Origin of the sequence: Tsukamurella sp. TY48, assembly GCF_019656655.1 — a bacterium.
Lineage (GTDB): Bacteria > Actinomycetota > Actinomycetes > Mycobacteriales > Mycobacteriaceae > Tsukamurella > Tsukamurella strandjordii.
Map to the genome: position 1 here is coordinate 1,755,888 of NZ_BPMV01000001.1, position 14,152 is coordinate 1,770,039.

Sequence of the window (14,152 nt, forward strand, 5' to 3'; positions counted from 1 at the left end):
CTCCTCCCCCCATTCCGGGAGCCGGTATCAAGGCCTTTCGCGTTTCCGGGCGATTTCTCCCGGCGTGGATACTGGAGGGGTGACGGATCTGCACTCGGCCGCGCCGGCCGCCCCCGCGGAGGATTCCGCGGCGTCGGCGCAGCGCACCTTCCTCGATGTCGGCGGCATGACCTGCGCCGCGTGCGTCGGCCGGGTCGAGCGGAAGCTGAACAAGCTCGACGGGGTGCGCGCGGTGGTCAACCTGGCCACGCGCACCGCCACCGTCGAGCACGCGCCCGAGGTCACCGTCGAGCAGCTGACCGGCACCGTCGAGGCGGCCGGGTACACCGCGGCCCCGAAGTCGCCCAATCCGCGCCGCGCGATGCTGGCGGAGGAACGCGAGCGGCGCGACGTGCTGCGCCGGCTCGTGGTCTCGCTGGTGCTGTTCGTGCCCGCGGCCGATCTGTCGATCGTGCTGGCCACCATCCCGTCCACCCGCTTCCCGGGCTGGGAGTGGGTGCTGCTGGCGCTGAGCCTGCCGGTGGTCACGTGGGGCGCGTGGCCGCTGCACAAGAAGGCCTGGCAGGGCGCGCGGCACGGCGCCGCCACGATGGACACCCTGGTCTCGGTGGGCATCATCACGGCCACCGCGTGGTCGGTGGTCACCGTGCTCACCCCGGGCCGGCAGCGTCCCGATCCGCACGGCCTGTGGAACGCGATCATCCAGTCCGATCCGATCTACCTCGAAGTCGCCATGGGCGTCACGGTGTTCGTGCTCGCCGGGCGGTACTTCGAGGCCTCCGCGCGGGCCAAGGCCGCCGCGGCGCTGCGCGATCTGTCCACGCGGGGGGCCCGCGAGGTGTCCGTGCTCGTGCGCGACGGCTCCGAGTTGCGGATCCCGATCGGCGAGCTCCGCGAGGAGCAGCAGTTCGTGGTGCGCCCCGGCGAGACCATCGCCACCGACGGCGTCGTCGAATCCGGCTCCGCCTTCGTCGACAACTCGGCGATGACCGGCGAATCCCGTCCCGTCCCGGCCGGTCCCGGCGACCGGGTGGTGGGCGGCACGGTGTGCCAGGACGGCCGCCTGACGGTGCGCGCCACCGCGGTCGGCGAGGACACCACGTTCGCGGCGATGCTGCGCCTGGTGGAGGACGCGCAGGCCACCAAGGCGCGCATGCAGCGGCTGGCCGACCGGGTCTCGGCGGTCTTCGTGCCCTGCGTCTTCGGCATCGCCGCGCTCACCTTCCTGGGCTGGCTGGTGTTCGGCGGCTCGATCGACAACGCGGTGAAGGCCGCGATCGCGGTCCTGGTGATCGCCTGCCCGTGCGCCCTGGGCCTCGCGACGCCGGTGGCCTTCATGGTGGCCTCCGGGCGCGGCGCGCAACTCGGCGTGTACGTGCGCGGACACCAGGCCCTCGAAGCCACCGAGACCATCGACACCGTGGTCTTCGACAAGACCGGCACGGTGACCACCGGCCTGTTGGAGGTGACGGGGGTGACCGCGGCGCCGGGCTTCTCGGACGACGAGGTGCTGCGCCTCGCGGGCGCCGTGGAGACCGCCTCCGAGCACGCCGTGGCCCGGGCCGTGGTGGCCCGGGCGGGCGGGGATCTGCCTGCGGTGGACGACTTCCGGGCGGTACCCGGCCTGGGCGCCACCGGTGTGGTCGACGGTCGCGCGGTGCGGGTGGGCAATCCGCGGTTCGTCGCGCCCGGGGGCCTCGCCGCCGCCGTCGACGCCGCGGCGCAGGCCGGGCGCACGGTGGCCGTGGTCGAGGTCGACGGTGCCGTGGCCGCCGTGCTCGAGGTGGCCGACACCGTCAAGCCCGACGCCGCGGCGGCCATCGCGCGGCTGCACGAGGCCGGCATCACCACGGTGCTGCTCACCGGCGACAACGCCGCCGCCGCCGCGAAGGTCGCCGCGTCCGTGGGCATCGACGACGTGCGTGCCGACGTGCTGCCGGACGGCAAGGTGGACGCGGTGCGGGAGCTGCAGGCGCAGGGCCGTCGCGTGGCGATGGTGGGCGACGGCGTGAACGACGGCCCGGCGCTCGCCGCGGCCGATCTGGGCCTGGCGATGGGCACGGGTACCGATGTGGCGCAGGGTGCCGCCGATGTGGTGCTGATGCGCGAGGAGCTCGCCGCCGTGCCGGACGCCCTCGGCCTCGCCCGCGCCACCCTGAAGACGATCAAGACGAATCTGGTGTGGGCCTTCGGCTACAACGTGGCCGCGATCCCGATCGCCGCCGCGGGACTGCTGAACCCGCTGATCAGTGCCGCCGCGATGAGTTTCAGCTCCTTCTTCGTGGTGTGGAACAGCTTGCGCCTGCGCAAGTTCGGCGAGCGCTGAGCCCGGCCGAGCCCGAGCCCGTCAGAAGCTGCCCGACGATCCGCCGCCGCCCGAGAATCCTCCCGAGCTCGACGACGAGCTCGAACTGTCCGAGGAGAAGCTGGAGCTCGATCCGCCGCCTCCGCTGAAGCCGCCGAAGGAGCTGGAGCTCGAGCTCGAGCTGGACCGATCCTCGTGCACGCGCCACTGCGGATAGATCGCGTTCCACGTTCCGGTGCCGATGCTGGTGTGCCGGCGGGCGTGGTTGTAGCGCTGCCGGTTCGACCAGGTGGACCACTCCGGTTCCTCGTCGATGAGGCCGGACAACTGCGTGCGGAGCGCGGGGGTGTCGGACACGGAGTTCGCGGAGGACACGATCGCCTTGACGATGCCGCCCACGAGCACCAGCGCGACGAAACCGATGAACAGCCCGACCGCGGTGCCCGTCCCGTCGTTCCGCTCGACCGATGGCGTTCCCGGCCATCCGGTCTGGCCGAAGGTCGGCCAGCTCCCCTGCTGGCCGGGGAAGGGCATTCCGCCGACCCCGCCCGGGTACACCGTGATGGTGGGTCCGCCGATGTCCCCCGGCGCCGCACCGGCCGGCGCGGTCGCGGGCGGGTCCGCGGTGGTGGTGGCCGCGGGGGCGGCCACACCGGTGGCGACATCGGCGAGTGCGCGCAGGCCGTCGATCACGCCCTGCGGGTAGTCCCCCGTGCGGAAGGGCGGCGTGATCACGGTGTCGACGATGCGGGTCACCTCGGCGTCGGGGATCCGGGCCATCGCCTGCGGTGTGGTGTAGACGCCCACCTTGCGGGTCTGGACGTCGACGCCGATCACCACCGCCTCGCCCTGATCGCGGCCGAGGACGGCGCCCGCGGTCGTGGCGTAACCGCGGATGTCCTGGCCGCCGATCCCGTTCGCGGTGGCGACGGTGGCGGTCATGCCGGTGCGGGCCTGGAAGTCGGTGAGGACCGCCTCGACATCGCCGGTCCGCGCGCCGAACAGTCCCGCCCGGTCGGCGATGCCGGCCGGGTCCGCCGAGGCCGGTGCGGCGCCGATGATCAGCGCAACGAGGAGTGTCCCGATGATGCCGATGATCCGTTTCATGTACGAATCATAATTTGCTAACACGGCGTGGGTCTACAGTGTGACGAACTCAGCCGGGCGATCGGCCGCGACCGGCCGAGTGATACTTTTCAGCCGTGAGGAGAAGCGTACGAGTGCTCGGCGTCGACTTCGACGATCGGACCGTCGACGGGGCTCTGACGGAGCTCCGGGACGCGATCGCCGACACCCGGCGTCCGCACTCGGTGTTCTTCCCCAATGCCGCGACCCTCAACCTCGCCGCGGGCGACCCCGCCTACCGCGACGTGCTCAACGCCGCCGATTTCGTCTATCCCGACGGCACCGGGGTCCGGTGGGCGGCGCGGATGCGCGGTGTGGACCTGCTGGCCAATCTCAACGGCACCGATGTGATCCCCGCGCTGCTCGCCGCCTCGCCCGGGCTGCGGGTCCACCTGCTCGGCAGTACCGAGGAGGTGAACGCCGCCGCAGCGGAATCGGTGCGGCGCAGCTACCCCGACATCGTGGTGGCGGGCCGCCACCACGGCTACTTCGACCACGACGATTCCGGCGCCGTGATCGACGAGATCAACGCGGCGGCACCCGATGTGCTCCTGGTGGGCTTCGGGAATCCACTGCAGGAGAACTGGATCCACCACAACCGGTCCGATCTCCGCGTCCCTTTGATCGCCGGCGTGGGCGGGCTCTTCGGATTCTGGTCCGGAACCCGTACCCGCGCTCCGGGATTCGCCCGCAGGATCGGGATGGAATGGGTCGACATCCTGCTCCGCGAACCGCACAAGGCCCGGCGTTACCTGCTGGGCAATCCCACCTTCCTCTACCGGGCGGCGCGCACGCGCGGACGCGACCTGGCGGAGCCCCCGGCCGATTCCGGGCCCGCGCACTGACCCGCACCCCGATCCGGGGTCAGCGGGACCGCAGTTCGTAGATCACCTGATCGCCCGACCGGCCGATCTCCACCAGCCGGGATCGGTTATCGCTCAGCTGTTTGCGGACCGCCCCGTTGCCCGCCGGCGCCTCGGTGCTCGGCGGCGGCGTGAAGGCCCACGACGAGACGAGCACCCGGCGCGTACCCAGGGCCGCCTGCAGCTGGTCCACATCGTCCGAGGAGGCCTCGATCGGCAACACATCGGTCATGAGGGCGAGGTTGCCCCGGCACACGTAGGGGCAGTCGGTGACGATCACATCGCCCGTGCGCGCGACCTCGCGGAAACCCTTGTTCTGCACCGACCAGTAGTCGGTATCGCTCTGCGAGTAGGGCAGGACGGCACCGAGGAGGTTCGCGACGAACAACGCTCCCACGAGGACGAACCCGGCCGCCACGACCCTGGTCCGCCGCGAGAGGAGGACGGCCAGCAGGAGCGCCAGCACCGGCGTCACGGCGATCCAGAACTCGAGGTTCCCCGGTTCCCAGATCATGATGAGCAGGGCGCTGATCACCAGGTAGACGGTGGCGAACCCGGTGAACCGGCGCCGCGGCCCGTCGTCGGACCCGCTGAGCTCCGGGCCCGGTGCCCGGCGGGCGAGGCGCAGCACCAACCACAGCGTCGCCAGGGCCGCCACGACCATCGCGATGACGATCGCGACGAAAGCGGGGGTGCTGATGCCGTGCTCGGCCAGATAGCGCTCCTCGACGAGCGACTTCCCGGCGAACACCCTGGACATCACGTCGGCGGAGCGCGGCGAGTGGAACAGGAAGTTGATGGAGAAGATCGACCGGACGAACCCGGCCACCAGCAGCAGCGGCGTCTTCGCGGACAGGCTCTCCCACAGGCCGTTGCTGGCGTGGCCCCGGGACCACCCGATCACCTCGGACACCGAGTGCAGCCCCAGGGCGTAGCGCCCCACGAGCAGGTAGGCCCCCGCGGTGATCACCACCGCGACCGTCACGAAAACGCCCACGGCGCGCAGGAGCGGCGGCACCGTCCGCTCGGGATCGCGCCGCCAGAGCACGACGAAGGTGATCGCGATGATGGGAATCACGAAGGCGTACTGCTGATGGAGCAGCGCGGCCACGGCGACGACGGCCCCGAGTCCCGCGAGGCGCAGGACGGTGCGCCGGCCGGTGTCCGCGAACGATGCGAACCGCAGGAGCAGCAGAATCGCCCACAGCAGGAAGGGCATCGGCAGGAGATAGGTGTCCGCCTCCAGGCTGTACACCCAGAAGCCGAACGAGAAGCAGGCCCAGCCCGTGGCCACGAGGGCCAGCGGAAGGCCGGCGCCGATGCGCAGCGCGATGCGGTAGATCAGCCAGGCGGAGGTCAGGCTCGCGAGCACGGACAGGATCTGCATCGGGACCGTCGCGTTGCCCCCGTAGCCGAACGCCTCCCACACGAGGTAGTGAATCCGGTTCAGCGGCGCGAAGAGGAGGTGGTTCGGGTGATAGAGATCGTCGCCGTTGGTGACGTTCACGATGTACAGCGCGGAGTCCTCCGCCTCGCTGTGGCTGCGCGACAGGGTCGACAGATCCAGGAGCCCCAGGGCGAGAAGCGGAACGAGTATCCAGAAGCGATGAAGCCCCGTGGGCATCATCGCTATCGCGCGCGCGTTCCCCACCGACATCCGGCCCCCTCCGCAGCAACCGACACCTGTTTGCCGCTGCAAACGGTACACGGCGAGTGCGGGACCGGACCACGGATGAGGCCGTGGCGACGGCGCGCGATCAGAGCAGTTCGGGCTCGGAATCCTCGTCGCGGTTCTGCCAGGCCCAGTGCAGCACCAGGCCGAGCGTCACCAGGGCGATGGCGGCCTCGTCGACCGCCCAGGCGGCGACGCCACCCACGAACTGGTCGCGCTGCAGGTCGGTCATCCACGACAGGTCGAGGTAGTAGTACAGCCGCGACCCGACGAGGCCGTCCATCGTCATCACGATGAGCGCGAACACCATCGAGATGGGCATCATCGCCAGCAGCATGCCGATGCGGCCGATGAAGGGCAGCGGCTTGGGCACCGGATCGATCTGGAAGACGCGCCAGTAGAACAGGAATCCGGTGAACAGCAGCGCGATGTTGATGCCGAAGTGGCCCCAGTGGTACCGGCCGATCCGGTCGAACAGCGGGGTGAAGTACAGGCCGTACAGCATGAACGCGAACATCAGCAGCTGCACCGAGGGGCGCATCAGCACCACGAAGGAACGCGAACCGAGGAACAGCTCCAGCCACCGCTTCGGCGCACCGGTGAGGGTGTCGCGCAGCAGCGTGATCGGCGCGCCCAGCAGCAGGAACACCGGTACCAGCGAGGTCATCAGCATGTGCGAGACCATGTGCACGCTGAACATGGCCTTGGAGTAGGTGCTCACGCCCGAGCTGGTGAGCACCAGCAGCGCGAGGCAGCCGAACAGGAAGCACGCGGTGCGGTACCCGGGCCACGCGGTGGTGCGCCGCACCAGCAGCAGGTAGCCGATGGCGAAGGCGGCCACGATGAGCACGAAGTTCAGGTCGAACCGCCACAGTGTGGCCAGCCGCAGCGCGTTCGGCGGCTCGGGCAGGTCGTAGCCCATGAACACCTCGCCCACCGTGAACCGCGTGCGCAGGAAGGGCGGCGGGGTCAGCAGCGAGGCGGACAGGGCGGTACCGATGGACGCGGTGAGCAGCGCGGCGGCGGGCGCGAGGGCGCGGAGGTACTGCGCCACGGCGGCCCCGGCGATCAGCACGGCGGTGGCGATGTACAGCCAGCCGTACCAGGTGACCCAGAGATCGGATCCCGGTGCGTAGACCACGGCGAGAACGGCGCCGTTCGCCAGCACGAGCGCCGCGAAGGCGGGTGCGGTCCAGCGCTTCTCGGGGCGCTCGGGCAGCCGGACGGAGGTCCACAGGCCACCCAGCCACAGGGCCCCGGCGAGCGCGATCGTGATGAGCGCGGCGGTGGAGTAGTCGTGTTTGGGGCCCTGCGCCTCGTTCGCCGTGACCACGGTGGCCAGAAGGCCGACCGCCGCGGGCAGCAGGATCCACAGGTGCGCCACCCAGCTCAGGGCGTTGCGCAGCGCGACGATCACGATCACCGCGCAGATCAGGGACACGATCCAGCCCTTGGCGCCCTCGGACGCCGAGACCAGGGCGAACAGGCCGCCCACCCGGTAGGTGGCCACCAGGTCCTGGCCGGCGCTGTCGGACGCGGCGAGCAGCACCATCGGGGCCGAGACGAGGGCCCAGACGGCCGCGTACCGTCGGGCGTGCAGCTGCGTGACGTAGCCGCGCAGGCCGAGTTCGCCACCGTCCTGCGGTTTGGTGCGGAAGACGGCGTAGCCGAGCGCGCCGAAGGTGAGGGCCGCGGTCAGCGTGCCGACGAGCCGGCCGATCGACGCACCGTAGGCGGTGAGCGCCCCCGGGTAGCTGTCGCCGTTGATGTCGTAGCGGATCTCGCCCTCGCTCGTCACGAGCCAGAGCACGACGGCGAAGGCCACCGCGAACCCGATGCCGAGCGCCACCGCTCCGCCCCGCGACGTGGTGCCGGGGCGCTCCGCGGGGGTCGGCGACGGGCGCTCGGGGGCGACCGCCTCCGCCATCGCTACTTCGCGTCCTTGATCTTGTTCACCGACTTGTTGAAGAAGGAGTCGAACTCGCCGCGATCCGGATCGCCGCCGAGCTTGGTGCCCTGCACGGCCACGGTGTAGCCGCGCAGCGAGGCGACACCGAAGAGCACCTTCTGCTGGATCGGGAAGGAATCGGTGCCCTTGGTGCGGGTGCCGTTGAGCACCACCTCGAAGGTGGCCTTCTGCTTATCGGAGGACACCTCCTTGGTCTTCGCCCGCGCCTTGATCACGCCGCCCTTGGGATCGTTGGTCTCGATGGTGACGTCGGAGCACAGCTTGAGCAGGCCCACCTTGAGGGTGTCGACATCGGCGGCCTTGGGCACCAGCGACTCGCTCAGGCTCTTGCGGTCCTGATCGTGCACGCCGGCCACGGTGTTGAGGTCGCCCTCGCCGTTCTTCGCGGCGTTCAGCAGGTTCTTGCACTCGGGCGGGTTCACCTTGGCCGCGCTGATCAGGGTCAGCGGATCGGCACCGAGCTCATTGGCCAGGCGCTGCTGCGGCGAGGGCACCACCCAGTAGCCACTGGGGAATTCCTTCTGATCGAGCAGCAGGTCGGACACCGGGGTGGTGGGCGTGGTCTCGGCGTCGGGCTCGGCGGTGGCGATGCCACCGGTGAGGCCGAACATCACGGCGGTGGCCGCGGCCACGGCAGCGGCCCGGCGCAGGGCCGGCTTCTGGAAGTTGGTCGTCGCGTTCATCGCTTCACCTATCTGTTCTGATCACCCGAGTGTTAGCACCGGGTGATCGTGGTCACCCGGCGGTCCGTGAGATCCCGCGGTTGCGGAGAGCGATCATGCCCAGCGCCGCGACCGCCACCACGATCTCGGCGGCCGCGAAAACGATCATCAGGGTCATCCACGGCTGCATCGACGCCATCTCCATGCCGCCCATGTCCATGCCCGGCATGGAGTGGTCCATCGCCATGCCCGAGCCGTGGCCCATCGCGGACATGAGAACGGGGTGCAGGGCGATCATGATCGCGCCCATCGCGGCGGTGCGCACCCAGGCGCTCACCGTCGGATTGCGGAACAGGCACACGGAGCAGTGCGCGCAGCCGATCAGCATCGCGGCCACGATGATCGACACCACCCAGCTGTTGTCGCCGAGCATCGGGATGTGCACGAGCGATGTGGCCAGCGCGACGGCGGCGCCCACCCAGCCCCAGATCCGCAGGGACCGGGAGGAGGTGGCGGCGTCGGCTGGCGCGTGGTTCACGCGCCCGATCCTACCTGCGGCGACGCCGCAGCCGAAACCGTACGTCGTCCACCTCGGCGCGGGCCTCAGGCGTCGGGCAGGCGCCGGGGCGCCGCGCTGCGCCGCAGGGCGGGGGCCACGGGACGGCCCCGCAGGTGTCCGTCGACGGTGCCGTCGACGATCGCCCGCCCGTACGCGACGAGGGCCTCCTCGATCGCGTCCACGGTGTGATCGATATCGGCGTCGGTGTGCGCGGCGGAGTTCACGAAGGACTGGCCGAGCACGCCGTTGTCGAGCAGGCCCTGCAGGAACAGGGTGCGGTAGGCCTGGGACGGCGCACCGTCGGGACCGCGGGTCACGAAGACCTGACACGACGGGCGCCCGATGACCTGCACGTATTCGCCGAGTCCGGCACCCACGATGGCGTCGGTGGCGGCGTTCTCCAGCCGCCGGCCCGCGGTCTCCATCGCGCCGATCGGATCGGATTCGGCGTATTCGGCGACCACCGCGCGGAAGGCCGCCAGGCTCGCGGTCTCGGGACCGTGGGTGGTGGACAGCAGGAAGACCCGGTCGCTGTCGGTGTTCAGGCCGCCTAGCTCCATGTACTCGCGCTTGCCGGCGAGCGCGGCCAGGGGGAAGCCGTTGCCCATGGCCTTGCCCCAGCAGGACAGGTCGGGGGTCACGCCGTAGAGGTCCTGCGCGCCGTGCTCGGACCAGCGGAATCCGGTGATCATCTCGTCGAAGACGAGCAGCGCCCCGTGCCGGTCGCACAGGGTGCGCACCCGGTCCAGGAAGCCGTCGACCGGTTCGGCGGTGGCGGTGGCGGCCTCGAGGAAGACGCAGGCGATCCGGCCCGGGTTCTCCTCGAACAGCCGCTCCAGGGAGCCGGGGTCGTTGTAGCGGAAGCGCAGGGTCTTGGCCGGGACCTCGGCGGGGATGCCGGCGTTCATGGCGGTGGTGCCGATGAACCAGTCGTCCACCGAGAAGAAGGGGTGATCGCAGGCGGCCACCAGGTCGCGGCCGGTGACGGCGCGGGCCAGGCGCAGCGCGGCGGTGGTGGCATCGGAGCCGTTCTTGGCGAACTTGACCATATCGGCGCCGGGCACCAGGCCCAGGAAGTCCTCGGCGGCGGCCACCTCCAGCGCGGTGGGCCGGCTGAAGTTGGTGCCGTGGGCGATGGCATCGGTCACGGCGGCCACCACCCGCGGGTGGGCATGTCCCAGGGTCACGGCCCGAAGGCCCATGCCGTACTCGACGTACTCGTTGCCGTCGGCGTCCTGCACGCGCGCGCCCAGGCCGCGGGTGAGCACGGGCGCCATGTGCTCCGGGTACTGATCCGAACCGCGGGCGTAGGTGTGCGCGCCGCCGGGCACCAGCTCGTGCAGGCGGGCCTGCAGCCGGTTCGATGCGGTGAAGTCGCGGCGCACCGGCTCCTCGTCGGCGGGCGGTGCGGTCGGCTGTTCGGCCGGCTCTTCGGGGACGGCCGACGGTGCCGCCGGTGGTGCGGCGGTGGCCGGATCGACGACCAGGCGCCCGGCGAACGCCGGGTAGCCCGCCAGCAGTTCGTCGCGCAGGTCCGGCAGGGTCAGGAGAACGGGCCCGCCGCCCGCGGCGACGTCGGCCGGAGCCACGATGGGGATATCGGTGCCCGGCATGCGCCGCCCCTGTTTGCCGGGGCTGGCATCGGCGACGGCGGACAGCACGGTGCGGTCCAGTCCCGCGAGCGCGAACAACGCCACCGCGCGCGAGGCCGCGCCGTAGGCGGCCGGACGCCGTCCCGCGGCGGTCTCGGCCTGCGCCCACGTCCGCAGCGCACCGGCCTGCCGCTGCGCCGCGGCACCGAGGGTGCCCACCACGGCGGGATCGCGCAGGCCCGCGCGCTCCTCCTCGTCCAGCAGCCGGAAGACGGTGTCGTCGGGTGCCACAGTGCCGCGCACCACCGCCAGCAGTACGGTTCCGCCGTACAGATCGAACTCCCAGGCCGCGGCGATGCTCAGGCCCGCGCGGGCCAGCAGGCCGCTCAGTGCGTGCAACGAGTAGTACGCGAAGTGCCCGTGGCGCAGCGCATTCCACTGCTCGCCGGCCACGATCGCGCCGAGTGCGTGGTACTGCAGCAGCAGGACACCGCCGGGGGTGAGGGCCTCGGCTCGGCGGGCGAAGGCCGCGGCCTGATCGGGCTCGTGCATGATGCCGAAGCAGTCCACCACCACATCAGCGGGGCCGTCGGTGGGGGTGAGTCCGCGCTCGGCGAGCAGGGGCAGCCAGGTCCCGCCGTGCGGGCTGCCGAACTCGCGCACCGTGTTCCCGGTGAGCCAGCCGTCCGCCGCCGCGCGGGCCACGGCATCGGCGGCCTGGTCCCGCAGCGCCTGCGGTTCCACCCCCCGGGGCTCATCGGTCACCGTGTCGTCGTCGGCGAGCTGCGCGAGAGCGCAGGCACCGCAGAGGTCCATCGCCAGCGGATGCGCGGACTCGCCCGGCTCGACGGGGGTGTCGGCGGGCGGGAAGTGGTCGGCCGCGGGCACGGCGCCCAGGTCCAGCACGCGGTGCAGATCGCCGCTCCCGCAGCCCCGGCAGGCCATGCCTAGGCCGGGCGCATCGTGTCGTCCAGCGTGCCCGCCTCCTGCCGCGCCTTCAGGTGCGCGAGCCGGGTGTAGCGCTGGAAGAAGGCGTCCGAGGTGAGACCACGGGCGGTGTACTCGCGGTACAGCTCGGCGGCGCCCTGCGGCACCGTCCACTGCGCCTCGAACCCGAGTCCCTCACGGGCGCGGGAGAAGTCGACGCGGTAGGAGCGCGGGTCGGCACCGGACTCACCGGTGATGTTGAGCGTGGAGCCGGGGACCGCGTCGACCACCGACTGCGCGATCTCGGCCACGGTCACGTTGTTGACCTCGGTGCCGATGTTGTAGGCCCGGCAGGAGATCTTCTCCACCGGCGCGGTGAGGCAGGTGGCGAAGGCGCGGGCGATGTCCTGCGCGTGCACCAGCGGCCGCCACGGCGTGCCGTCGGAGAGCACCTTCACCTCGCCGGTGAGGGTGGCGTAGCCCACCAGGTTGTTGAGCACGATGTCGGCGCGCAGCCGCGGCGAGAAGCCGAAGGCGGTGGCGTTGCGCAGGAAGACGGGGGCGAACCCCGAGTCCGCGAGGGCCGCGGCATCGTCTTCCACCCGCACCTTGCTCTCCGCGTACGGGGTGAGCGGGCGCAACGGGGCGTCCTCGTTGACCAGGCCGTCGCCCGCGGCGCCGTACACCGAACACGTGGAGGCGTAGAGGAACCGGGACACGCCGGCCTGCTTGGCCAGGCGCGCCAGGCGCGAGGAGGCGTGGTGGTTGATGTCGTAGGTGATCTGCGGTTCCAGTGCGCCCAGCGGATCGTTGGACAGGGCGGCGAGGTGGATCACGGCGTCGAAGCCGGTGAGCTGCTCCTCGGTCACATCGCGCAGGTCCACCGCGATGTCCGGGGGCTCGGGCGGCGCGACGCCCAGCGTGCAGTCGGCGAACAGGCCCGAATCGAGGCCCACCACGTCGTGGCCCTCCGCCTGCAGCAGCGGCACCATGACCGTGCCCAGGTATCCCTGGTGGCCGGTGACCAGAACCTTCATCGACTTCCTCCGAACTCCACGATCGCCTTCTCCAGCATGAATCCCTCGGCATAGGGTGCGCGGCATTGGATTCCGCGCAGCCGGGCCAGGCCGAGGAAGGACTCGTCATCGAACCAGTCGTGCGCGGTCTGCGACGGATAGCACTCGGTCAGCAACCGGGCCTTCGTCATCGCGGCGTACACGGTGAGCGGGTTCAGCGCCGTGGGACGCGGGGTGTCGGTCTCCCACTTGAGGATCTCGTAACCGAGGATCAGGTGGTCGCGGAACTCCGTGGGCACCAGTTCGGCGAGCTGACGGTGGTCCTGATGCGCATCGCCGCGGTGCGGCGCGAACACCAGGTCCGGGTCCGTCGAGCGACGGAATTCACTGAGCGCCTGCTTCTCCCGCTCCCAGTACGCGGGGGAACGCCCGTCGGGGAGATCGAAGACGGTGACCTGCAGGTCTGCGCCGGGCGCGAACGCGGCGAGCGCGGCCCGCTCCTCCGCCTCGCGCGGTGTGCCGCCGCCGCTGCCCACCCAGGCGCGCACTCGGACACCGGGATTCGCCTCGGCGATCTGCAACAGGGTGCCGCCCATGCCGATCGCGATGTCGTCGCAGTGCGCGCCGAGTACCGCGATCTCACGGACCGTTCCGGGCGAGAGTCCGATCACGAGTGGTCGTTCTCCCACAGCATCCAGAGGCGGTACCCCTGGGCGTAGCCGGCATCGAGTTCGGCGCGCTCCTTGAAGGTATCGGCCGGCTTCCAGAATCCGCGGTGCCGGTATCCGATCAGCCGATCCTCTTTGAGCAGGGCGCCGCAGGCGTCCGCCACCAGATCGCCGCCCTCCGGCAGATGGTCGAAGACCTCCTGGGTGAGCACGAAGTAGCCGCCGTTCTCCCAGATCGGGAACTCGGAGACCGGCGTGATGCCCGTGACCTTGTCGTCGTCGTTCACATCGACGCAGTGGAAGGAGGACTGCGGCGGCACCAGCAGCATGGAGGCGGCGGCGCCCTCGGCCTTGACCTTGTCGATGATGGTGTTCATCGGGGCGTCGCTGAGCACATCGGCGTAGTTGGCGAGGAAGTACTCGTCACCGTCGAGGAAGGGGCGCACGCGCCGGAGTCGTTCGCCGATGGCGGATTCCAGGCCGGTGTCGACGAAGTTGATCGTCCAGTCCGACATGTCCGAGTGCAGCAGTTCCACCTCGCCGCCGCGGATCACGAAATCGTTCGAGGCCGTCTCGCGGTAGTTGAGGAAGTAATCCTTGATGTGGCCGGCGCCGTAGCCGAGGCAGAGGATGAATTCGGTGTGCCCGAAGTGGGCGTAGTACCGCATCACGTGCCAGATCAACGGCCGCGGGCCCACCATCTGCATGGGCTTGGGCACGGTGTCGTCGGCACTGCCCCGCATCCGCATGCCGTATCCGCCGCAGAACAGGACGACCTTCATGGTGTGCTCCTT

Annotated in this window: 11 protein-coding genes and 1 pseudogene; 2 read left to right on the top strand and 10 right to left on the bottom strand. The window is 70.8% G+C overall.

Translation table 11 applies throughout. From position 1 onward, the window contains the following. Positions 1 to 79: 79 nt before the first annotated feature. Positions 80 to 2,326 carry a cation-translocating P-type ATPase gene (locus TTY48_RS08535; RefSeq protein WP_220657088.1) on the top strand — a complete coding sequence of 749 codons (2,247 nt, stop codon included), beginning with the start codon at positions 80 to 82 and terminating at the stop codon, positions 2,324 to 2,326. A 21-nt stretch (positions 2,327 to 2,347) separates the two neighbouring features. Here TTY48_RS08535 and TTY48_RS08540 read toward each other — a convergent pair whose 3' ends face one another. Beyond that, the gene (locus TTY48_RS08540) at positions 2,348 to 3,412 is read right to left on the bottom strand and encodes a TPM domain-containing protein (RefSeq protein ID WP_220657089.1); all 1,065 of its coding nucleotides are present in this window, start codon (positions 3,410 to 3,412) and stop codon (positions 2,348 to 2,350) included. Positions 3,413 to 3,507: 95 nt separating this feature from the next. Between TTY48_RS08540 and TTY48_RS08545 the strand changes: the two genes are divergently transcribed. Continuing rightward, positions 3,508 to 4,275: a WecB/TagA/CpsF family glycosyltransferase gene (locus TTY48_RS08545; RefSeq protein ID WP_220657090.1), complete on the top strand. Its 768-nt coding sequence runs from the start codon at positions 3,508 to 3,510 to the stop codon at positions 4,273 to 4,275. Positions 4,276 to 4,294: 19 nt separating this feature from the next. On the opposite strand, the gene TTY48_RS08550 is transcribed toward TTY48_RS08545, so the two are convergent. The 9 genes and pseudogenes from TTY48_RS08550 to TTY48_RS08585 all read right to left on the bottom strand — a co-directional run bounded on the left by TTY48_RS08550 (position 4,295) and on the right by TTY48_RS08585 (position 14,140). Next, positions 4,295 to 5,950 carry a hypothetical protein gene (locus tag TTY48_RS08550; protein ID WP_220657091.1) on the bottom strand — a complete coding sequence of 552 codons (1,656 nt, stop codon included), beginning with the start codon at positions 5,948 to 5,950 and terminating at the stop codon, positions 4,295 to 4,297. A gap of 100 nt (positions 5,951 to 6,050) precedes the next feature. Then, on the bottom strand, positions 6,051 to 7,892 hold the full coding sequence (locus TTY48_RS08555; RefSeq protein ID WP_220657092.1) for a cytochrome c oxidase assembly protein: 1,842 nt from the start codon (positions 7,890 to 7,892) through the stop codon (positions 6,051 to 6,053). 2 nt (positions 7,893 to 7,894) lie between these two features. Then, the gene (locus TTY48_RS08560) at positions 7,895 to 8,617 is read right to left on the bottom strand and encodes a hypothetical protein (protein WP_220657093.1); all 723 of its coding nucleotides are present in this window, start codon (positions 8,615 to 8,617) and stop codon (positions 7,895 to 7,897) included. A gap of 52 nt (positions 8,618 to 8,669) precedes the next feature. After that, positions 8,670 to 9,134 carry a hypothetical protein gene (locus TTY48_RS08565; RefSeq protein ID WP_220657094.1) on the bottom strand — a complete coding sequence of 155 codons (465 nt, stop codon included), beginning with the start codon at positions 9,132 to 9,134 and terminating at the stop codon, positions 8,670 to 8,672. Between the two features lie 65 nt (positions 9,135 to 9,199). Beyond that, on the bottom strand, positions 9,200 to 10,540 hold the full coding sequence (locus tag TTY48_RS21290; RefSeq protein ID WP_255585734.1) for a glutamate-1-semialdehyde 2,1-aminomutase: 1,341 nt from the start codon (positions 10,538 to 10,540) through the stop codon (positions 9,200 to 9,202). A gap of 210 nt (positions 10,541 to 10,750) precedes the next feature. Continuing rightward, positions 10,751 to 11,692, bottom strand: a pseudogene (locus tag TTY48_RS21295) (class I SAM-dependent methyltransferase); the annotation flags it as partial. 2 nt (positions 11,693 to 11,694) lie between these two features. Further along, positions 11,695 to 12,711, bottom strand: a complete 1,017-nt coding sequence (locus TTY48_RS08575) for an NAD(P)-dependent oxidoreductase (RefSeq protein ID WP_220657096.1) — start codon at positions 12,709 to 12,711, stop codon at positions 11,695 to 11,697. Further along, positions 12,708 to 13,361, bottom strand: coding sequence for a PIG-L deacetylase family protein (locus TTY48_RS08580; protein WP_220657097.1), 654 nt, complete (start codon positions 13,359 to 13,361; stop codon positions 12,708 to 12,710). The genes TTY48_RS08575 and TTY48_RS08580 overlap by 4 nt, the downstream gene beginning before the upstream one ends. Continuing rightward, positions 13,358 to 14,140, bottom strand: coding sequence for a glucose-1-phosphate cytidylyltransferase (locus TTY48_RS08585; protein ID WP_220657098.1), 783 nt, complete (start codon positions 14,138 to 14,140; stop codon positions 13,358 to 13,360). Before TTY48_RS08585 ends, TTY48_RS08580 begins: the two co-directional genes overlap by 4 nt. Positions 14,141 to 14,152 lie beyond the last annotated feature (12 nt).